Consider the following 21,025-nt stretch of genomic DNA (forward strand, 5'->3'; position numbering starts at 1 on the left):
GGTTGGTGCGGGTCAGGCGGTTTCGACGACTGTATGCACTGGGACGGGATTGCGGGTGAGATCGAGTACGGGGCAGTGGGCGTCGACCGTTTCCTGCAGTTCCAGGTAGCGCTCGCGGGTTTCGGGGCCGGTCAGGGTGACGACCACGCGGACCTCGGAGAATCCCGGGCGGACGGCGTCGTCGAAGCCGAAGAATCCACGAACGTCGAGGTCACCTTCGGCTCTGGCCGAGATGTCGTCGAGAGCGATGCCGAGTTTGTCCGCCCAGACGCGGTAGGTGACCACCTGGCAGGAGAGCAGGGAAGCAAGGTAGTACTCGACAGGATTGGCTGCGGTGTTCTCGCCGCCGAGGGCCGGCGGCTCGTCGACCTCGACGCTGTACTTACCGAGAGAAATGGTGCTGGCAACGGCGTCGTGCGCCTGGGCGGAAGCCTTGAATACGACGTGCGCTTTGCTGGCGTCTTTGTCGATGGCGTCGGCGTTGGCTGCTACGACGGAACTCAGGTGTGAGATGGAGGCGGTGGTCATGACAGAAATGTCCCCTGATCTGGGTGTACATACGAGTATCGACGTGAGCGGCGCTCACGTCGTAGGTCCGATCAGTAGATCGGACACCCGGATGTACAGACATGCGCAAAGTCGACATGGCGCCGCCGCGTCAGCAGCGTGCCCGTCTCGTATGCGCCGATTCCCGTCACAGGAGAGACTGTAACCGGTTCATACCCTTTCCGACCAGACGTATAGGAAATCTGTCTCGGATTGTGGTCTGTCATGCGGGCGGCAGTCCGCTCCATCGGGGTGTCCGACGAGTGGCGAAAGCGTCGAGTCCTTCGGCGATGTCCGGAGAGCGCAACACTGCGTCCTTGGCGTCGTCGGTGACCTTCCATCCGTCGGCGTCGGCGTCGGCGTAGAGAGCCTCGATGGCCTTCAGACTCAGACTCACGGAGGTGGGGGAGGACTCGCAGATCTCCGCTGCCATCACCAGTGCCTCGTCGAGTGCCTTACCAGGGGCAGTGACTGCATTGACGACGCCGAGGTCCTTTGCCCGTTCGGGATCGAGTGTGCGGCCGGTGATCAAGAGTTCGCGGGCGACGTTGATCGGAAGCGCGCGAGGCGCCCGAAAGAGTGCTCCGGACGTCGCAACCAGACCGCGTTTGGTTTCGGGAAGGCCGAATTGCGCTGTGGCGGAAGCGACGATCAGATCGCAGGCCAGTGCGATTTCGAAACCGCCACCAAGCGCGTAGCCCTCGACTGCAGCGATCAGGGGCTTGTTCCGCCGGCGCCGGATGACGCCGTACTCTCCGCCGCGAGGCATGCGGAGGTCGGCCCGCTCTCGGATATCGGTTCCGGCGCAAAAGATGTTGGGGGTTCCGGTGATGATGCCGACCCACAGATCAGGGTCGTCGTCGAGAATATTCAGCGCGGCTTCGATTCCCTCGGCAGTCTCACGGTTGATCGCGTTACGGCGTTCTTCGCGTTCGATCCTGACGATGAGAACGCGGTCATGGCGTTCGGTGGAAACAGTCGACATAATTGGACTGTAGTCCACCTATCGGAGGCGGAGGTGCGTCACCTGACGGGACGGACATTGGACACATTCCGGACTGTGGCGAAGACTGTGTTCTGAGGCGGAGAAGGGCAGGTCGACGTGATTTCCAAACGAGAACAGAACAAGCGCGATACCAACGACAGGTTGCTCTCGGCTGCTCGAATTCTGTTCTCGGCGCAGGGTTTCGCCAGCACGACCGTCGACGACATCGCCGAGCGAGCCGAGGTGTCGCGAGCCACCTTCTTCAATTACTTCCAGGGCAAGGACTCGGTTCTCGAGGCGCTGCACAGTGATCATCTCGATCAGCTTGCGGCACTGGTGGATCAGCTCATGGAATCGCCGATGCCGACTTCTGATCGGATCTCCCGGATTTTTCAGGACTTTGCGCAGCAAGCGATCATGCATCCGCGCTATCTGCGCATGGTGACTGCAGAACTCGAGCGCGACTTCGCCTCCTCCGGAGCGGGGGCGGCCCACGATCATCGGTTCCACGTGGAACTTCTCCGGATCGTCACTGCCGGTATCGAAGCCGGCGAAGTGAGATCGGACTACCCGCCGCTCTTTCTCGCACAGATGATCGGTGGTACGTACGGAGCGTTGGTCCGCTTCTGGCGGCAAGACGCCGATTACGACGTGGTCGGAGAATTCGATCGCGGAGCCAGGTACGTCGCGGAAGGCATCGCTGCTCGCTGATCAGGAAGTGGGCACTACCAGAGGCAGCATCTGCTGGACGCTCACCGAAAGATAGTTTGCGGCAGTCTGATCGCCGGACAGATGGCGCAGCAGGCTCTGCTGGAACAGGCCGTCGAAGATTGCGTACATCGCCGCCGAGGTGACCGATGCCTCTACGTCGAGAAGCTCGGCGTAGCGAGAAACAATGCGCCAGATCATGTTTTCGAGACTCTCGTCGATCGCGGCGACGTCGGCTCGGAACGACTCCTCGAACATCGACTGCGCGCGCAGGTCGTACCAGAGGCGGTGCATCGTGGGTTCTTCGATCATGGTCTCGGCGAGCAGTGCGCCGAAACCGGTTTTCAGTTCCTCCGGTGTCTTCGCGGTGGCGACGATGCCGTCGTAGCGGGTGACGCAGCGTGCCTTGTAGTGGCGCACGCAGTGGGTGATGAGATCGACCTTGTCGCTGAAGTAGTAGTGCAGGACGCCGTGGGAGAACTCCGAATTCTGGGCGATTTCGCGCAGGCTCGTGCGTGCGTAGCCCAATTCGGCCAGGGTTTGCAGTGCGGCCTCGGCGAGTTGATCACGTCGCTCGGAGAATTTGTCGACCTGGCGACGCGACACCTTGTCTGCGTTGGACCGCTTGGCGGAGTCGGACTGCTGGCCCGGTGAGCTAGGTGCAGCCTTTTTCCCTGCCTCACTAGGCTTCTCGACTGTCGTGGTCACGATGGCACGTCCTGTTCCCTGCGGTTTCCACAGCGGCACGATCACCGCGTCCGAATCAGTGTAACCCCTGGTCTTTGACGAGCGTGTAACAAAATCTTGACAGTCGTCAAGATTTCTCTTGACACTCGTCCAAAGTTGAATACTCTGTGACTCACACCACTTGGCAGCGTCGCTGTGAACGGTGGCATCGCGAGAGTCGTTTCAGTCATGGAGGCAGTCGAAAATGAGCGTGTTTGATCTCGAGGGACGAAAATCACTGGTCACAGGTGGTGCCAAGGGGCTCGGAGCCGGAATGGCTGAGGCGTTGGCGAAGGCGGGGGCGTCAGTGATGATCGGCGACGTTCTCGAAGACGAGGGTCGTGCCACCGCAGAGGCTGTTGGTTCGGGCGGAGTCAAAACCGGCTTCGTAAAGCTGGACGTCACCGACGATGCCAACTGGGAAGAGGCAGTCGCCGCCACCGCGGAGACCCTCGGCGGCTTCGACATCCTCGTCAACAACGCAGGCATCGAGATTTCCTCGCTGGTGGTCGACCTCGATCCGAATGACATCCGCCGTATGTGTGAGGTCAACATCCTCGGAACAGCGCTCGGAACCAAACACGGACTGCGCAGCATGCGTCCGGGTGGCGTAGCCGGAACCGGCGGTTCCGTCATCAACATCTCTTCAGTGGCCGCAACCATTCCGTTTCCCGGGATCAGTGGATACTCCGCGACCAAGTCCGCGGTCGATCGCTTCACCAGAGTTGCCGCCGCCGAGTCGGGCAAGCTCGGCTACGGAGTCCGCGTCAACTGCATCTACCCGGGTCTTGTCGCCACGGAGATGGGTCTCGGACTCGCGGCGGACATGGAGAAGCTCGGTCTCTGGCCCAGCGCCGAAGCAGCAGTCGGAGACGTCATCGGCCTCACCCCGCTCGGCCGCCTCGGTGAAGTGAACGACATGGCTGACGCCGTTGTGTTCTTGTCCTCCGACGCCGCGCGATTCATCACCGGAATCGGCCTACCGGTCGACGGTGGCATGGGCATGTAACTCGCCCTTCATTCGTACGTACACCCTTCTCACGTCTTCGAAAGGTTCCACGAACATGTCCGAAAAGAAGCCCGTCATCGTCTACGGCGTCTCCGGGTACACCGGCCGTCTGGTGTGTGAATACCTGCGCGAGTTCAACATCCCGTTCATCGCAGCCGGCCGCGACGCCGCTCGCATCCAAGAGGTCCTCGACAAGATCCCTGGTTTGGACACCGTCGATCACGAAGTCGTCGAGGTCGAGCACACGGTCGAGGCTCTCACCGAATTGTTCACCGGCGCACAGGTTGTCAGTAATATGGTCGGCCCGTTCATCAAGCTCGGCGGCACCGTCGTCGAGGCCGCGTTGAATGCCGGTTGCCACTACATGGATACCACCGGTGAGCAGGACTGGGTACTCGACGTCCAGGAGAAGTTCAGCGACAAGTATCAGGAGAAGGGCCTGCTTCTCTCGCCCGGTATCGCGCAGATGTACACCACCGGTGAGATCGCGGCCAATATCGCACTGGAAACGCCGGGGCTCGATACGCTCGACATCCTCGTGCTGTGGAAGGGATTTCCCACCTACGCGTCCACTCAGACGATCTTCACCATCCTCAAGGCAAACTGGTACTACCTCGAGCAGAACAAGTACGTGCAGTGGGCGCCCGGCCAGACTTTCGACGTCGTCGTTCCGGGCCAGCACGAAACTGCGCTTGCATTGCCGTGGGGCGGAACATGCCACCCGGTGTGGTTCAAGAACGATCCGCGAGTTTCCAACGTCAAGGCTGCGGGCGGAGTGTTCGACCGCACCGTGATGGAAGGCGTTGTCGCGACGCAGAAGATCGTGGAGGAGCAGATCAAGACCCTGCCCGCCGACGAGCAGGAAGCCGCCTTGGCCGAGATCGCCGGATCGGTTCAGGCCGGTATGCCCCCTCGTGAAAATCCGCGCATCAACACCTCACTCGACTCCGTCTACGCGTCGGGCCCGCTGGGTCGCTCGCACGTCGTGATCCACGGAAACTGTAACTACAAGCAGACGGGCCTCCTGCACGCCTATGCAGCGCATTCTCTGCTCCAGCAGGCGCCGAAGCGGACCGGGCTTGCCTCGGCTTGCCAGGCGTTCGGCCATCGCGAACTGCTCGGCGCGCTACGTAGTTTCGGGCTGGCTCTGGAGCCGGAAGTAACCATCAACGCCTAACTCGTCGCCCTCGTCATCATGTTCACGGCTCCCGGCGTGTAGCGCGCCGGGAGCCCCGCCCTGGAGGCTCCCCATGCGTTTGACCGACTATCTCGACAAGGGAGCCTCTCTTGGTTCCACCGCACCGTGTTTGACGATGGGGGAGCGCACTCTCTCCTACGGCGAGGTGCAGCAGTTCAGCCGACGCTTCGCAGCTTCACTCGCGGCTTCGGGCATCGCGCCGGGCGAAAAGGTCGCGATTCTGTCCGGCAACGACCCGATCTCGTTCTCGTGCGTATTCGGAATAAGCCGGGCCGGCGGCGTCTGGTGCCCGATCAACCCTCGCAACGAAGCTGCGGAAAACCGAGACCTGTTGGATTTGTTCGATTGTCACGCTCTGTTCTTTCAGAAGTCCTATGCGCCGCTAGTCGACCAGATCAAGGATGCGCTTCCCCAGTTGGTGACGCTCGTCTGTATCGACGGCGAATGGGATTCGGCACAGTCCCTCGAAAGCTGGCTCGGGGAAAAAGAACTCGACGCCGCGGCGCCCGACGACGTCACCATGCTGGTCGGCACCGGTGGTACAACTGGACGGCCAAAGGGAGTGATGTTGACCGGGCACAACATCGAGACGATGACCGCAATCACTTTGATGAGTTATCCGTTCGAGGGGCGCCCGGTGTATCTGGCGCTGGCACCGTTGACTCACGCCGCCGGTGTTCTGTGCTTCCCGATCATGGCCCTCGGCGGCGAAGTGGTGATCATGCCGAAGCCCGATCTCGGGTACTTCCTCGCGAACGTTCAGAAGCACAAGGTGACTCACACCTTCCTGCCGCCGACGCTCATCTACATGCTGCTCGAGCACGAGGCCCTGTCTGCCACGGATCTCAGCTCGCTGCAATGCTTCTGGTACGGAGCGGCGCCGATCTCCCCGACCAGGCTAGAGGAAGCGATCGACAAGATCGGCCCGGTCATGGCTCAGCTGTTCGGGCAGAGTGAAGCCCCCATGATGATTTCGACGATGTCACCGAAGGAGCACTTCGGCCCGGACGGCACTGTCGCAACGTCACGACTTTCCTCGGCCGGTCGACCGTCGCCGCTGGTGACCGTGGGGATCATGGACGACAAAGGCACGCTGCTCGGACGTGGCGAGCGTGGTGAGGTGGTGATTCGCAGTTCGTTGGTGATGGCGGGTTATTACAAGAACCCCGACGCAACCGCGGAAGCGTCAGCCCACGGCTGGCATCACACCGGCGACATCGGATACCTGGACGAGGACAATTTCCTGTTCATCGTCGACCGTGCGAAGGACATGATCATCACCGGCGGTTTCAACGTCTATTCGGTCGAGGTGGAGCAGGCACTCATGGCGTATCCGGGGATTCAGGACTGCGGAGTGATCGGGTTGCCGGATGACAAGTGGGGCGAACGCGTTGTGGCAGTGGTGCAACCGCACCTCGGCGCCGACATCGACGGCGCCGAGGTGATGGCTTTCGTGAAGGCTCGCATCGGAAGTGTGAAGACTCCGAAGCAAGTGATCGTCTGGGACGATCTACCTCGCTCCAAGGTCGGCAAAGTTCTCAAGAACGAGATCAAGAGCGAGCTGACTGGCTGAATACCCTCGGGACGCCTATGTTTCACCGCACGGAGTGCCTGTCGAAACCGACAGGCACTCCGCTTTCTTGTCACCCCGGCTGGTCGATTGCTCACGAATCGAGTACCGATCATCGGGAATCGTGTCTGTGAAGTTCGAATCGCGACCCGCATCGTCTCTGTGTCAGCCATCACAATGATGTGTTCGAATGAGTACGAGGTGAATCATGCGTCACGAAAGAACAGTCACCGAGCAACTTCCCCTTCCGGCCAGGACCGTCCGGAAGGTCATGCTCCGCTTCATGCCGGTCATCGGATTGGCATACATCGTCCTGTATCTCGACCGATTGAACATCGGCGTTGCAGCATTGACGATGAACAAAGAACTCGGAATATCGGCCTCGATGTTCGGGTTTGCGGCCGGAATCTATTTCTGGAGTTACACGATCTGCGAACCCCCGAGCAACTACATCCTCACAAAGGTCGGTGCGCGGCGCTGGATCACACGAATCATGATCACGTGGGGCGTGGTCACCATCGGAACCGCGTTCGTTCAGGGTGCCAGCGGATTGGTGGCAGCACGATTCCTGTTGGGTATTGCCGAAGCCGGCTTTTCGCCCGGCATGCTGTTCTTCGTCTCGAAGTGGTTCCCGAATCGGGATCGAGGCAAAGCAATGGCGTGGATCGTGACCTTCATCTGTATCTCCGGCCTGGGTACTCCGATCACCACACACCTGATGGCTATCGACGGCTTTCTCGGGCTTTCCGGATGGCGATGGGTTTTCATTCTCACCGGCGTCCCCGCTGTGGTCATGGCGTTTGTGATCTACAAGGTTCTGCGGGACAAGCCTTCGGAGGCGGAGTTCCTCTCCGAGGAAGAACGCGGTTGGCTCACCGATACGCTCGAGTCCGAGGCGCAAGAGCGCGAAGCGGTCGTCGGTAAGCACAGCTTCCTCCAGGGACTCGTGCACCCACGAGTACTGGTGTTGATCTCCGTGTTCATTTGTTTCACCTTCAGCCTCAACGGTTTCCAGATTTGGATGCCGCAGATTTACGCGCAATTCGGGATGAGCACCAATCAGATCGGATGGGTTGCCGCACTACCTGCACTGATTGCGATCGGACCGATGATCTGGTGGACGCGCCATTCGGACCGCGCCGGAGAGCGCCCCGTGCACTTCGCCATCGCCGCATCGGTCGCAGCACTCGGATTTGCTATTGCTGCGCTGTTCTTCACCACACCGGTTGTCGCTATCTTCGGATTCTGCATCGCCGGGATCGGTCTCTACAGTTCGATGAGCATCTTCATCACCATGCCTTCGAGCTTCCTTACCGGCGCTGCCTTGGCGGCAGGTTTCGGTGTCATCAACGGAATGGGTAACCTCGGAGGCTATTTCGGTCCACAGGTCACCGGCTGGATCAAGGACGCGACCAACAGTTTCACACCGGCAATCGGGGTGTACTCCGCGGTGCTGGCGACGGCAGCATTGATCGTGCTGCTGCTCAAGGTGATCACCAGAAAGGCCGACAAGGCCAACGACCAACTGACACTGGATTACCGGGCGGAGCGCGACGCCGGAACCTTGGTTGCACCTGAACAGGCTTGAGCCGAGTCTCGGCCCCGGAAGATTCCCGATCAACGGGAATTCTTCATTCTTCAGGCGAGCATGCGCAGGACATCATCACTTATCAGGATCACAGTCGTCGACCGTGGTTTCGTCGGCAACGAACAAACGAGGACTTCGTGAGTAGATACTTCGGGCCTTTGCGCCAATTGGGTTTTGTGGTCAACGACATCGACAGCGCGCTGAAGCATTGGATCGACGTTGTCGGCGTTGGCCCCTTCTTCTTCGTGGAGGACCAACCGTTGAACGACTTCGTCTTCCGTGGCAAGTCGAGTGCGCCTCGATTCAGTGTGGCGCTCGCGCACAGCGGAAGCGCGCAGATCGAGCTGATTCAACAACACAACGATGAGCCGTCGGCATTTCGCGAGTTCGCCGATCGAGGGCTCGAAGGACTTCAACATGTTGCCTACTGGACAACGGATTTCGATCGATATGTGGAGGAATCCAAGAACCGAGGGCTCGTCGAATTGCAGAGTGGTAGATCCGGTAGTGGCGCACCGGACGAGCGATTCGTTTACTACGAGGACGGCCCGTATCCGGGAACAGTCATCGAAGTCTCGGAGGTCAGCGGAAGGAAGGGCGATCTGTTTCGCGCAGTCGAGGCTGCATCGAAGGAGTGGGACGGGTCGAATCCCATTCGCGACATGAGGAAGGTGCTGTAGTCGTGAGTAGGAAGGTAGCGATCGTCACTGGTGGCGCATCCGGGATCGGCCTGGCAACGTGCAAACGATTCGCCGACTTGGGTTGGCATGTCATCTCTGCCGACCTGTCGCATACATCCGGAGACACTGCGCCAGAACCAGATACACGGACGGTCGGCGTTCGAGTGGATGTCACCGATGAGGGAGACATCCGACGGCTTCGCGACGTCGCCGAAGAGCTGTTCGGTCGTGTCGACACGGTTGTGACCTCGGCGGGAACCGCGGACAACGCGCCGATCCGGCACACCACACCCGATCGATTCAGGCGAACCCTCGAGCTGAACCTCGTTTCCACGTTTGCGGTGGTCAGGGAGTTCGTGGATCTGCTCGCCGCAGATGGCGGCGGATCCGTGGTGACAATTGCCTCGGTTTCCGGCCTACGCGGCAGCGTAGACCGTGCTGCGTATTCCGCATCGAAAGGTGGCGTGGTCGCGTTGACCACACAACTCGCGATCGAGCTCGCCGGCGAGGGGATCCGAGTCAATTGTGTTGCACCGGGTTCGACGCGGACACCGCTTGCAAGTCGGGCCCAGAGCCCTGAAATGCAGAGCGCCATCTTGCAATCGATCCCGTTGAGCCGTTACGCGGAGCCGGCTGAGATTGCTGAAGTCGTGACCTTTGTCGCTGGTCCCGGCGCCGGTTTCGTGACGGGTCAGACGTGGACAGTCGACGGAGGTCAGTCGATGACAGCCGGTTGGAATCTTCCGAAGGAGCGACATGACTCTTGAGGCAACGTCCAGTACAACGGAGAAACCGGTAATCATCGGAGTGCACGTCAACGAGAACACCATGCGCGCACCCAATCCCCACATTCCGTGGACGCCCAGCGAAATAGCCGACACTGCCCTCGCTTGTGAGGGTGCGGGGGCGTCGTTGATGCATTTTCACGGTCGAGCCGTGGACGGCGGCGTGGATCACTCGGCGGCGACCTACGGAGAGATCGTCGAGCGGGTTCGGGCGGTATCGAATCTGCTGCTTGCGCCGTCGATGGCCAATGTTCCCGGCTACACGATAGACGAGCGGCTGTCGAATCTTGCCCCGAACCAAAGTGATCCGAAACGACGTTCGGACTTCTTGGTCGTCGACATGGGCTGTGCGGCGATGGACTTGATCGATGCGACGACAGGCTTGTTCGCAACCGATTCCAGGGTCTTCGTCAACGACACTCGAACACAGATCGAATTACTCTCGCGCGCTAGTGAATTGGGTCTGGTGCCGTATCAGACGTCATTCAACGTGAGTTGGACGCGCGCGATCTTCGCCCACGCAAGGGTGCGGAATCCGTCGTCACCATTGGTGATCGCTTTCATTCTCGGTGGTGACGAGTTTCCGGCTGCACATCCGGCGACAGCAGCAGGGCTACGTGCGCAACTGGACCTCCTGCCGGCTGATCTTTCAGTGGAGTGGATCGTCTCGGCCTACCGAGGCAATGTTCTTGCAGCAGCGGAGGAGTCGATCAAGCGCGGGGGCCATGTAGCAATCGGTGCCGGTGACTACCACTACGAAGAACTGGGATACCCCTCCACACCTGATCTGGTCGCCGAAGTTGTTTCGATCGCTCGGCGGTACGGGCGTGAACCCGCAACTCCTGATCAGGCACGTCGAATTCTAGGGGTGGATGTCCATGCGAGTAGTTGAAACCGAAGGTGCCGAACCTACTTTGGTTCATTCCTCTAACGGAACGAGAGTGTGGATCATGGATTCGATTGCGTTTGCTTCCTCGGCTCAGGCCGGTGATGTGATCGTGACCGGATCACACGGAGGGACGAGTGCTGGAGAGTACGCCGTCGGGTTCGGGGTTCGTGTTGTGGTGTGCAATGACGCCGGCATAGGGAAGAACAAGGCCGGAATCGCAGGTTTGGCTGCGATCGACGCCCAGAAGATCGTTGGCATTGCAGTCGGACACGAGAGTTCGCGTATTGGAGATGGCAACGACGTGTGGGAGTGCGGCATCGTGACGTATGCCAATCCGACTGCAGTCGCAGCGGGTGTGCGTGTGGGCAGCCGCGTTTCCGAAGAAGTGCTGGCACTGATAGAGAGGAGCGTCGACTGATGTTTCGGAACATTGTCGGTGTGGAGAACGGTAGACAGATTGTCGTCATGGACAGTATGTCGCAGATCGAACGGTCGGACCGCGACCGCATCGTCGTTGCGGCATCCAACGGCGGTCAAGAGTCAGGGCGGATGGCGATTGCGACGGGCTGTGCGTTGGCGGTGCTGAACGATGCCGGAATCGGCAAGGACAACGCGGGGATCATCGGAATCGTCCGCATGGGAGATTCGGGACTTGCCGGCGTAGCGGTCAGTCACGACTCTGCCGAGATCAGCAATGGAATGGATATGTGGCACAACGGAACTGTTTCGTATGTCAACGAGCCTGCAGCGGAGGCTGGGATACGGGTCGGTGACAACGTTCGCACGTGTGTGAGTGCGTTTGCGGTTCGCTTCCCTGTCGGCCCAATGTCGGCGTCCGAGAGTTCGTCATGATCGGCCATGTGGTCAACCGGCCCGAGGATGTAGTCCGCGAAGCGCTCGAAGGACTTCAGATCCTGCACCCGGAAATGCTCTCCTACCACCGAGATCCGTTGTTTGTGACTCGCGCGGGTGTCGCCCGAGACAAAGTTGTGTTGGTCTCAGGTGGCGGGGCCGGGCATGAGCCGTTACACGCGGAGTTCGTCGGATCCGGCATGTTGGACGCCGCAGTTCCTGGGTCGGTCTTCGCCAGTCCCACAGCCTTTCAGATCCGCGCTGCGGTCAATGCTGTCGAGACCGGACGGGGTGCACTTCTCATCGTGAAGAACTACACCGGAGACAAACTGAATTTCTCGATCGCGGCCGAGTTACTCGGAACTGAGCGGCAAGTGGAGATCGTGATGGTCGACGACGACCTCGCGACGACGACTGCAGACGAGGGTGGACCTGGACGTCGTGGTACCGCTGCGGTAATTGCCGTGGAGAAGATTTGTGGGGCGGCCGCGGAACGGCACTGGGCGCTTTCCGAGATCGCTGACCTGGGGCGCCGGGTGGTGGCGGCGTCGGCGACGTTGGGTGCAGCTTTCCGCTCGTGCACGGCTCCCGGACAGGATCGTCCGTCCTTCGAACTGGCGCCAGGGGAGATGGAGTTCGGCATCGGAATCCATGGCGAGCGTGGACGTGAGACGCGTCCGACGGTTCCTGCCGCCGAACTCGTGGCGCAGTTGTCGGAGCCGATCCTCGATGCTGTCGGGGTTGAGCGCGGGGACGGTGTGATAGCGATAGTGAATGGGCTAGGGGCAACCCATGGACTCGAATTATCCATTGCCACTGCAGAATTAAAGTCTTTCCTCGAGGATGCCGGTATCGGTTTGGATCGTGTGATTGCAGGTTCTTTCGTCACTGCATTGGATATGCACGGGCTCTCTATCACCCTTCTCCGTTCGACCGAGGAGTTTCTGGATCTCTGGGATGCAACGGTACGCACTCCCGCACTCGCTTGGTAACTCGAATATGCACTACTGAAAAGAGTTTCATGATGACAATGTTGAGCGTCGGGGACACTCGGGCGTGGATCGATCGATTTGCCGATGCCGCCGAAGATCAATTCGATTCCCTCACAGATTTGGACCGGCTTGTCGGAGACGGCGATTTCGGAATGAATCTGCGGACGGGCCTGCGAAGTGCGGTGCAACGACTTCGTTCCGACCCGCCGACCAGTCCTGGTGAAGTGTTCGCCCGTACGTCGGATGCGTTTCTCGACATCGGTGGGACAAGCGGACCACTTCTCGGTCTGTGGTTCGGCCGGATCGGAGCAGTCTCTGGAGTTGAAGTGACCGCAACAGACTTGGCTTCTGCCCTGGGTACGGCGACAGCTGCGGTGCAGCGTCTCGGCAATGCCCAGGTGGGTCACAAGACCATGGTCGACGCCATGGTCCCCGCAACCAGCGCATTGACCGAGGCGGCAGTCAGCGGGGCAACCTTGTCCGCTGCCTTGAACTCTGCGGCCACGGCTGCGAGGCTCGGCGCCGAATCGACTCGCGCGATGCTCGCCCGCCGCGGACGCGCGACCTACGTGGGAGAACACGCCAGGGGCGTCGAGGACCCGGGGGCATCGGCGATTGCCATGTTCTTCGCCGCATCCAGCTACAGGAGCGTTCCGGCATGAGCGATCTGCGAGACAAGGTCATCGTCACAGTTGCCCCGACGGGTGGCTTCCTCACTGTTGCCGACAATCCGTTCATTCCGACTCAGCCTGAGCAGATTGCGGCGGATGTGGCACGCTGCCACAGCGCTGGAGCCAGCGTGGCAGCACTTCATGCTCGACGACCGGACGATCAAGCGACCTGTGATGCCGCAATCTATCGGCAGATGAATACGCTTGTCCGCCAAAGCTGCGACATCGTGATCAACAACTCGACCGGCGGCGGAGTCAACGGTGACATGGTGAGTGTTCGCAGTGACGGTGCGCGCATCGTGGACTGGGACGCGAGGCTCCAGGGCCTGCATGGCGGCGCAGACACATGCACGCTCGATGCCATCACGGCCTATGTGACCTCACCGGTCGGTGAGGTACTGATGGACACGCCGCCCAGTCGTGCCGCCGAACTGGCAGCGTCAATGCGCAAACTAGGAATCAAACCTGAGTGGGAGGCCTTCAGCCCGTCACATCTGCTCCAGGAGATACGTACGTTGACCGAAGGGCAGCCTGGCCCGCACCTCGTCAATCTTGTACTGGGACTTGATCGAACTTTTCAGAATGCGATGCCGTACTCCCCGCAGATCTTGCAGCAGATGGTGGAACACCTACCGGAGAAATCGGTCTTCTCCGTGAGCATCAGCGGGCCAGATCAACTGCGTGGTCTGACTCATGCACTCCTGCTCGGAGGGCACGTGCGTGTGGGAATCGAAGACTATCCGTTTCTCGCGAATGGAGAGCCGGCCGAGAACGTTCGTTTGGTGGAGAACATCATCGACATCGTCCAGCGACTCGGAATGCAGCCTGCAACACCTGGGGAGGCAAGGGCAATCCTTGGTTTGGAGGGTTCGGATGAGTAGAACACCGACGAGTAGAACACTTCGCTCGCAGGATTGGTTCGGAGGCAATGATCTCAATGCATTCATCCACCGCTCGTGGATGAAGAACCAGGGTATCCCTGATCGGATGTTCGACGGCCGACCGGTTATCGGTATCTGTAACACGTATTCCGAGCTCGCGCCGTGCAACGCTCACTTCAGAGATCTGGCCGAGCAGGTGCGACTGGGAGTCATCGAAGCAGGCGGATTTCCAGTTGAGTTTCCGGTGATGTCATTGGGTGAGACGATCATCCGCCCCACCACGATGCTCTATCGGAACCTCGTCAGCATGGATGTGGAGGAGTCGATTCGAGCCAATCCGATCGACGGCGTCGTACTGCTCTGCGGCTGCGACAAAACCACCCCGGCGCTGGTGATGGGCGCAGCCAGTTGTGACCTTCCCACCATTGTCGTATCCGGTGGGCCCATGTTGAACGGCCGCCATCAAGGTAAGACTGTCGGATCTGGAACCTCGGTGTTCGAGATGAGTGAAGCAGTGCGAGCCGGATGCATGAGTGAATGTGAGTTCAGAGCAGCGGAATCGGCTATGTCTCGATCGCCCGGTCACTGCAACACTATGGGCACCGCGTCGACGATGGCGTCGCTTGTCGAGACTTTGGGCCTCACGCTCCCCGGTAACGCTGCGATCCCGGCAGTGGATTCACGGCGACGTGTACTTGCACGCGACAGCGGCGTGAGAATCGTGGAGATGGTGGCCGAGAACCTGACGATGTCTTCGGTCGTCGACCGAAATTCATTCGAGAATGCGATCAAGGTGAACACGGCTATCGGTGGGTCCACCAACGCTGTGGTGCACTTGCTTGCCATCGCCGGGAGGCTGGAAATTCCCCTCGAGCTCAGCGATTTCGGGGAGCAGAGTCGTGACGTTCCCCTGCTGGTCAACCTCATGCCTTCGGGTACCTATTTGATGGAGGATTTCTTCTACGCAGGCGGACTGCCTGCGGTGATCGCCGAGCTCGGAGACATCCTCCATCTGGATGCCGCCACGGTTACCGGAAAGACTCTCGGTGAGAACAACTCCGGCGAAACAATTTGGGACGACGACGTAATTCGTAGCACGGCGGCACCGTTGCTGGAGCAAGCCGGCATAGCGGTATTGACCGGCAATCTCGCGCCGAACGGTGCAGTGATCAAGCCATCTGCGGCGTCGCCGGAGTTGCTCAGCCACGTGGGCCGTGCGGTCGTGTTTCACGGAATGGACGACTTCACGGCGCGCGTCGACTCGCCGGATCTCGACATCGAGGCCGACGACGTCATCGTCCTCACCGGCGCTGGACCGAAGGGGTTTCCGGGTATGCCAGAAGTAGGTAATCTGCCACTCCCTCGAAGGCTGCTCGAGCGGGGTGTACGAGACATGGTCAGGATCTCTGATGCGCGAATGAGCGGAACAGCCTTCGGCACAGTCGTTTTGCACGTTGCGCCCGAAGCGGATGCCGGTGGGCCTCTCGGCGCGGTCAGGGATGGTGATTTGATCGAGTTGGATGTTGCTCGTGGGGTCTTGCGTGTACTCGTCGACGACGACGAGCTGGCCAGGCGTCTCGAGGCGTTGCCGCCACGCGTACAAAAGAGTACGAGTGGGTATCAACGACTGTTCGTGGATCATGTGATGCAGGCCGACCGCGGAGTCGATTTCGATTTCCTGGTGGGCAGGCGCGGAACGGAGGTACACGGTGACAATCACTGAGCGTGTCGGCCGAGTCGTGGTCGTGACCGGTGCAGGGTCGGGACTCGGCCGCGCAATGGCCAGAGGTCTACTCGATGCAGGACACCACGTTGTATTGGCTGGTCGAAACAGCGTGAGCTTGGAAGCGACAGGTGGGGGTCACGAGCGCGCAGTGGTAATTCCCGCTGATGTGTCCTCGCCCGAATCGGTTCACCGGTTGTTCACATCCGTGACTGAGCGTTTCGGCAGACTCGATGTGCTTGTCAACAACGCAGGGACATTCGGGCCGTCGGGGAGTGTGGACGAGATCGATCCTGAAGCGTGGAACGCGACAGTCGCAGCCAATCTCACCGGCGTATTCCTTTGTGCGCGTGAAGCGATTCGTATCATGAAAACACAGGATCCGAGAGGAGGCCGGATCATCAACAACGGGTCGCTCTCCGCTCACACGCCCCGGCCCGACAGTGCCGCCTACACGGCGACCAAACACGGTGTGTCAGGTTTGACGAAGTCGATCTCTCTCGACGGCCGAGAGTTCGACATCTGTTGCAGTCAAATCGACATCGGCAATGCGGCAACTGACATGACAGCCGGAATCGGCCACTCGGCAAGACAAGCTGACGGCACTACCAGGCCCGAGCCGACATTCGATCCTCGTCATGTCGCGAACACCGTTGTGCAACTGATAGATCTACCACTCGACGTGAATGTCCCGACTCTGACGATCATGGCAAACCGGATGCCGTACGTCGGGCGCGGTTGACGGCATCAGCGTCGTTGTAGGACAGGGCGGACGACGGACTGGGCACTCGAGAGATCACGTGAGATGGCGATTGCCGTCGTCCGCACCGCCGCGTCGATACGGGTCAGATTTATTCGGCCTGCCATACCGGAAATGGAGATTGCGCCGAGGACGCCTTCGTCCGGGCCGAATATTGGTGCTGCGGCGCCGACGATCCGGGGAAATGCTTCCTGGCGGTCGAAGGCGACACCACGCTTGCGAACACGATCCAGTTCTCGGTGGAAGAGTTCGGGATCGGTGATGGTGTTCTCGGTGTGTGCTTCGAGGACAGTGGGCATCGTGAAATCCCCAGAGTTGGTGAACGCCAATACTGCTTTGCCGGAACAACTTGCGTGTGCAGGCCACCGACCACCGATTTGCTGCGGAAGGCGTGGTCCGTCGTCGCCACGGAAGACATCAAGGTAAACCACGTCGAAACCGTCCAATACAGCGAGTCCCACGTTGTGTCCCGTTGCTTCACGCAAGGCCGAAAGGTGGCGCCGCGCTGCTTCGCGGAGGTTTCGCTGCCGTGGAACAGATTCGCCGATCTCGAACAGGAGGAGACCCAAGCGGTAGTTGGTTCCTTGCCGTTCGAGCAACCCGACTCGGACGAGATCGTCGACCATTCGATACACCGTTGTTTTGGCCATGCCTGTCCGTCGAACAAGCGCTGCTGCGCTGAGAACGCCTGAGCTGTCACGAAAAGTCTTCAGTATCTCGGTGGAACGACCAATTGCGGAAACCTCGCCATCGGCCCGATGAATGGGACTCACCGAACTATTCTGTCTGCCTGATGCGAGATTGTCGAGGGGCAATCGCGCATCAGATCACGCAGGTCTTCCGGTGATGGGATCGCCGGAAATCGTCACGACTCGCACACCACGTCTTCTGCCGGCAGTGAGCCGTCGAGCAGGTACGAGTTGACGGCGGCGTTCGCGCAAGTATTCGCGTAGCCCGGGAACACCGCATGAGTGCGGCCTGGAACTGTCACGAGCCGTGAGCCTTTCATCGCTTCATGCATGCCGAGGCCTTCGTCGTACGTCGTGCGGGTGTCACCGGTTGCCTGGATCTGCAATGCCGGAACGTTGTTGTCGATGTCGATCCGCGTAGGGGCCTCACTGCGCCAGAACGCGCACGGCATGATCGTGTTGTGTGTGCCGGCAAAGATCGGCTGATCATCACGGTGCTCCTCCAACTTGTTGCGGTACCACTGGGGATCGCTCGGCATCGACACATCTCCGCAGACGATGGCGATTGTCCCGGCATAGTCAGGACCGGTTCCCAGTTCGGTCTGGAACCATGCCTGCATCAATCCCGTCAGCTGGGGATGGATGTTCTCGACGGTCTTGCCTGCGGCGAGATCGCGCAACTGAACCAATACCTGTGCGAATGCCTCGCTCTCCTTCTCGGTGTCGCCGGTTCCGTTGACGTACATCAGGAATGGAAGGACGTGATCGTCGACGGCATGGTCACCGATCTGTATCGGAGTGGTGGCCGCGTCCGAGATCAGCTTCTCGATGAGGGCGCGAACTTCGGCGGGCGTCGATCCGAGTGCATAGGTGGAGTTGTGTTCTGCTGCCCACTGCGAGAATCCGTCGATCGCTTTCTCGTTGGCCGGGCCCATGTCCTGGAACATCTCGTATCCGTATTTCTTCGGATCCGGTGCACTGTCGAGAACCACACGGTCGATCCTGTCCGGGAACATTTGAGCATAGGTTGCACCGAGGTATGTACCGTACGACCACCCGAAGTACGACGCCTTCTCCTGGTCGAGGGCGCCACGAATCACGTCGAGGTCTCGGGCGATGTTTTGAGTATTGATGTGCGGCAGATAGTCCGGGTACTTGTCCCAGCATGTGTCAGCGGCCTCGCGTGCGAGCGCAACACTCTCGTTCCATCCCTCGTCCGTGGTGCCCGGCGACCGCATCCATGTCATCTGTTCGACGCCGCAGTCGATCGGTGTGCTCTTGCCGAGTCCTCGGGTGTCCATGCCGATGACGTCGTATGCCGCTGCGACTTCCGGTGTCATGCCCGCATTCAGAATCTCGGGCAATCCCAGTCCTCGGCCACCCGGGCCACCAGGGTTGGTGAGCAGGATCCCTCGTCGCTGTGCGGGGTCGGTGGATGCGACCCGCGAGATCGCCACTTCGATCGTTTTGCCGTCAGGGACGGAATAGTCCAAAGGTACTGTGACCATGGCGCATTCACTTGCGGTCGACGTTCCGGTGTCTGTGGCGCATGGCCCCCACTCGAGATCCTGTTCGTAGAACGCGCTGAGATTCGATTGTGGATCTTCCTGCGGAGTAGCAGGATCCGAGCACGCCGCCAATGCAGGTACGGCGAGCGCAGCAGCGGCGATTGTGGTAGCCAGCCACCTTCGTGATCGAGGCATGCGTGATCTGGGCATGGTGAATCCAGTCATTGTCGTGTCCTTGCGTTGAGCCCATTTTCGGGCAGTGTTGGTCACCCCACTTCGAATGTGGGGGTTGATCAGGGTTTTTCAGAGGCGGGATTGACGGGCGGCGAACTCCGCGGCCACAGCCTTCGCGAATCTTTCCTGGGTGACGGTTCGTCGATCCGCTTGGTGTTCGCGCAGTACCGCTACCAGCCGGGTGGGGGAAGCGTCCTCCGGTGCAGCCTGTTCGGGTAGCACGCTCTCGGTGAAGTCGCAGAACTGAATGGCAAGGGCCGCAATCGTGTCCGCGTCAGCCGGTGCGTCGGCGAGGGCATACATGCGAGTTATCAATTCGATGGCCTGCTCGCGGTTCGGCTCGGCCAATACCCGGCGATGGGCGGACAGGAGTGAATCGCAGACCTCGGGATCGCCCCCGGAGACCGTGAGTGCGAGGATCAGAAGTTCACGCTCGTTGTCGATCCACGCTGTCGGCGCACCGGCAACGACGTACTGTGCGAGCACTTCCGAAAACGCGTCGGGTAGTTCAGGATCGGCATTGCGGCGTAGCGACTCGATGTGCGCACGCTGAACAGCGATCTGTTCGGCCTTCGTCGCCAATTCCTTGTCGAGGGCATCGAGTGCGGTCCGAGTGTCGTGAGCGTCGCCGTCGAGTAGTTCGGCGATCTTGGCAACAGGAATCCCCAGATCGCGCAGGCGGCGGATGCGACTCAGTCGTGCCAGGTCCACCGCCCGGTACGTGCGGTAGCCGTTGGGTTGGCGTTGTGGTTCTTCGAGAAGGCCGTTCGAGTGGTAGTAGCGCACGGACCTGACGGTGGTGCCGGCCAATTTGGCCAGCTCGCCGATGGTCATCATCGCCCTGCCCTCCCGTGATCGAATCGGATTCCGTCTGTGAAAACCATTCTCCAACCTTGACGCGGCGTCAGGGTCAAGATTCGCGCCGGAGAACGTGACCGTTGACACTTTAAGGAGGCGGACTTAATCTGACTTTTGTCCTTTACGACATCGTCGATTTCGAGGAAGTGCCCTGATGGCTACCCTTTTTCCTGCGGCAACAATCTTTCCGATCCCCACCGACCCGCTTGCTGCGTACGGTCCACTCGTTGCTCGCCGGAATCCCGAGTCGGTAGTTCCGGCACCGTACGAACACTTTGCGGTCAAGGCGGTCGCGCCGACGATCGGAGCGGAAATCTCCGGTATTCGACTCGGCGGGGGCCTGTCTGATGCCGTGATTGCGGAACTCCGCCGAGCTCTCCTCGAATGGAAAGTCCTCTTCTTCCGCGATCAGGACCTCGACCGAGCGGAACATCGAGCTTTTGCCGAGCGTTGGGGCGATCTCGAACAGCATCCGTTCTTCAAGTACACGCAGCCCGGGCAGACGGACGTCGATGTCACGACACTGGCGAAGGATGCGATGGTCGGCGGAGTCGAGAACAACTGGCACAACGACGTTACGTGGCACGAGTTTCCTTCGTTCGCAGCAGTTCTTCGTGCGGTCGAGGTGCCGGAGGTGGGTGGTGACACTTTGTGGGCCGATACTGCAGCTGCCTACGATCTGCTTCCTGAAGACATCAAGAAGCGTATCGACCCGCTTGTTGCAGAACACGATTGGATCAACTCGTTCGGCAGGTCGATGCCGGTGGATGCGGTCGAGATGTTGCGTCCGAAGTTCCCCGCTGTGCAGCATCCGATGGTTCGGATCATTACGGAAAGTGGCAGGCGGGTGTTGTTCGTCAACATGACCTTCACGCAACGGATCTTGGGTGTGTCAGAAGAAGAATCGAACGAACTTCTCACGATGCTGTATCGCCACGTCAATCGTCCGGAATTTCAGGTCCGTTTGAAGTGGGAGCCGAATACTGTTGCCTTCTGGGACAATCGGACCTGCCAGCACTACGCGGCCAGTGACTACTTCCCGGCTCGTCGTGTGATGGATCGAATCTCGATTGTCGGGGATCGACCGGTGGGCGTCGGGGGCTGATACGACGCTCAGCGCCTCGAGTGTCTACTACGGGAAGTAGTAACGCACCTCACATAGTTTTTCGACGC

General features: G+C 60.0%; 22 protein-coding genes. 16 read left to right on the forward strand and 6 right to left on the reverse strand.

The window, feature by feature from the left end; genetic code table 11:
• Positions 1 to 12: 12 nt before the first annotated feature.
• Together V3587_RS01440 and V3587_RS01445 are read right to left on the reverse strand one after the other, a co-directional pair.
• Positions 13 to 528, reverse strand: coding sequence for an OsmC family protein (locus tag V3587_RS01440; RefSeq protein ID WP_007732784.1), 516 nt, complete (start codon positions 526 to 528; stop codon positions 13 to 15).
• Between the two features lie 241 nt (positions 529 to 769).
• Positions 770 to 1,531 (reverse strand): enoyl-CoA hydratase-related protein, encoded by a 762-nt coding sequence (locus V3587_RS01445; protein ID WP_064074266.1) that lies wholly within the window; start codon positions 1,529 to 1,531, stop codon positions 770 to 772.
• A 117-nt stretch (positions 1,532 to 1,648) separates the two neighbouring features.
• On the opposite strand from V3587_RS01445, the gene V3587_RS01450 reads away from it, so the two are divergent.
• Entirely contained in the window at positions 1,649 to 2,242 is a 594-nt protein-coding gene (locus tag V3587_RS01450) for a TetR/AcrR family transcriptional regulator (RefSeq protein WP_003940428.1), read from the forward strand.
• On the opposite strand, the gene V3587_RS01455 is transcribed toward V3587_RS01450, so the two are convergent.
• Positions 2,243 to 2,845, reverse strand: coding sequence for a TetR/AcrR family transcriptional regulator (locus tag V3587_RS01455; protein ID WP_058037890.1), 603 nt, complete (start codon positions 2,843 to 2,845; stop codon positions 2,243 to 2,245).
• Positions 2,846 to 3,170: 325 nt separating this feature from the next.
• Between V3587_RS01455 and V3587_RS01460 the strand changes: the two genes are divergently transcribed.
• The 14 genes from V3587_RS01460 (at position 3,171) to V3587_RS01525 (ending at position 16,545) form a co-directional block, all read left to right on the forward strand.
• Positions 3,171 to 3,974 carry an SDR family NAD(P)-dependent oxidoreductase gene (locus V3587_RS01460; protein ID WP_283376043.1) on the forward strand — a complete coding sequence of 268 codons (804 nt, stop codon included), beginning with the start codon at positions 3,171 to 3,173 and terminating at the stop codon, positions 3,972 to 3,974.
• Between the two features lie 55 nt (positions 3,975 to 4,029).
• The gene (locus tag V3587_RS01465; protein ID WP_003940189.1) at positions 4,030 to 5,151 is read left to right on the forward strand and encodes a DUF5938 domain-containing protein; all 1,122 of its coding nucleotides are present in this window, start codon (positions 4,030 to 4,032) and stop codon (positions 5,149 to 5,151) included.
• A 73-nt stretch (positions 5,152 to 5,224) separates the two neighbouring features.
• Positions 5,225 to 6,745, forward strand: a complete 1,521-nt coding sequence (locus tag V3587_RS01470; protein ID WP_283376044.1) for an AMP-binding protein — start codon at positions 5,225 to 5,227, stop codon at positions 6,743 to 6,745.
• Between the two features lie 205 nt (positions 6,746 to 6,950).
• Complete coding sequence (locus tag V3587_RS01475) at positions 6,951 to 8,330, forward strand: MFS transporter (protein WP_007732774.1); 1,380 nt, start codon at positions 6,951 to 6,953, stop codon at positions 8,328 to 8,330.
• A gap of 137 nt (positions 8,331 to 8,467) precedes the next feature.
• Positions 8,468 to 9,010, forward strand: a complete 543-nt coding sequence (locus V3587_RS01480) for a VOC family protein (protein WP_042448493.1) — start codon at positions 8,468 to 8,470, stop codon at positions 9,008 to 9,010.
• Positions 9,011 to 9,012: 2 nt separating this feature from the next.
• On the forward strand, positions 9,013 to 9,777 hold the full coding sequence (locus V3587_RS01485) for an SDR family NAD(P)-dependent oxidoreductase (protein ID WP_042448491.1): 765 nt from the start codon (positions 9,013 to 9,015) through the stop codon (positions 9,775 to 9,777).
• Complete coding sequence (locus V3587_RS01490; protein ID WP_042448488.1) at positions 9,767 to 10,687, forward strand: 3-keto-5-aminohexanoate cleavage protein; 921 nt, start codon at positions 9,767 to 9,769, stop codon at positions 10,685 to 10,687. Before V3587_RS01485 ends, V3587_RS01490 begins: the two co-directional genes overlap by 11 nt.
• A gap of 58 nt (positions 10,688 to 10,745) precedes the next feature.
• Complete coding sequence (locus V3587_RS01495) at positions 10,746 to 11,102, forward strand: hypothetical protein (protein ID WP_007732768.1); 357 nt, start codon at positions 10,746 to 10,748, stop codon at positions 11,100 to 11,102.
• Positions 11,103 to 11,149: 47 nt separating this feature from the next.
• Positions 11,150 to 11,536: a hypothetical protein gene (locus tag V3587_RS01500; protein WP_197686824.1), complete on the forward strand. Its 387-nt coding sequence runs from the start codon at positions 11,150 to 11,152 to the stop codon at positions 11,534 to 11,536.
• The gene (locus V3587_RS01505; protein ID WP_042448479.1) at positions 11,533 to 12,528 is read left to right on the forward strand and encodes a dihydroxyacetone kinase subunit DhaK; all 996 of its coding nucleotides are present in this window, start codon (positions 11,533 to 11,535) and stop codon (positions 12,526 to 12,528) included. The genes V3587_RS01500 and V3587_RS01505 overlap by 4 nt, the downstream gene beginning before the upstream one ends.
• Before the next feature lie 32 nt (positions 12,529 to 12,560).
• Complete coding sequence (gene dhaL, locus V3587_RS01510; protein WP_007732765.1) at positions 12,561 to 13,190, forward strand: dihydroxyacetone kinase subunit DhaL; 630 nt, start codon at positions 12,561 to 12,563, stop codon at positions 13,188 to 13,190.
• Positions 13,187 to 14,080: a 3-keto-5-aminohexanoate cleavage protein gene (locus V3587_RS01515; RefSeq protein ID WP_007732764.1), complete on the forward strand. Its 894-nt coding sequence runs from the start codon at positions 13,187 to 13,189 to the stop codon at positions 14,078 to 14,080. Before dhaL ends, V3587_RS01515 begins: the two co-directional genes overlap by 4 nt.
• Positions 14,073 to 15,803: an IlvD/Edd family dehydratase gene (locus V3587_RS01520; RefSeq protein WP_042448473.1), complete on the forward strand. Its 1,731-nt coding sequence runs from the start codon at positions 14,073 to 14,075 to the stop codon at positions 15,801 to 15,803. The genes V3587_RS01515 and V3587_RS01520 overlap by 8 nt, the downstream gene beginning before the upstream one ends.
• Positions 15,790 to 16,545, forward strand: a complete 756-nt coding sequence (locus tag V3587_RS01525; protein WP_007732761.1) for an SDR family oxidoreductase — start codon at positions 15,790 to 15,792, stop codon at positions 16,543 to 16,545. The genes V3587_RS01520 and V3587_RS01525 overlap by 14 nt, the downstream gene beginning before the upstream one ends.
• 5 nt (positions 16,546 to 16,550) lie before the next feature.
• Here the strand turns inward: V3587_RS01525 and V3587_RS01530 are convergent, their stop codons facing one another.
• The 3 genes from V3587_RS01530 to V3587_RS01540 form a co-directional block, all read right to left on the reverse strand.
• Entirely contained in the window at positions 16,551 to 17,336 is a 786-nt protein-coding gene (locus V3587_RS01530) for an IclR family transcriptional regulator (RefSeq protein WP_007732760.1), read from the reverse strand.
• A gap of 92 nt (positions 17,337 to 17,428) precedes the next feature.
• Positions 17,429 to 18,985, reverse strand: coding sequence for an alpha/beta fold hydrolase (locus V3587_RS01535; protein WP_065455879.1), 1,557 nt, complete (start codon positions 18,983 to 18,985; stop codon positions 17,429 to 17,431).
• A 78-nt stretch (positions 18,986 to 19,063) separates the two neighbouring features.
• Positions 19,064 to 19,831 carry a MerR family transcriptional regulator gene (locus tag V3587_RS01540; RefSeq protein WP_125052026.1) on the reverse strand — a complete coding sequence of 256 codons (768 nt, stop codon included), beginning with the start codon at positions 19,829 to 19,831 and terminating at the stop codon, positions 19,064 to 19,066.
• A 175-nt stretch (positions 19,832 to 20,006) separates the two neighbouring features.
• Here V3587_RS01540 and V3587_RS01545 point away from each other — a divergent pair, with 175 nt between their 5' ends.
• A complete protein-coding gene (locus V3587_RS01545; RefSeq protein ID WP_283376045.1) occupies positions 20,007 to 20,957 on the forward strand; it encodes a TauD/TfdA dioxygenase family protein in 951 nt (316 codons plus the stop codon).
• Positions 20,958 to 21,025 lie beyond the last annotated feature (68 nt).

This window comes from Rhodococcus sp. IEGM 1306, from assembly GCF_036541985.1.
Lineage (GTDB): Bacteria > Actinomycetota > Actinomycetes > Mycobacteriales > Mycobacteriaceae > Rhodococcus_F > Rhodococcus_F qingshengii.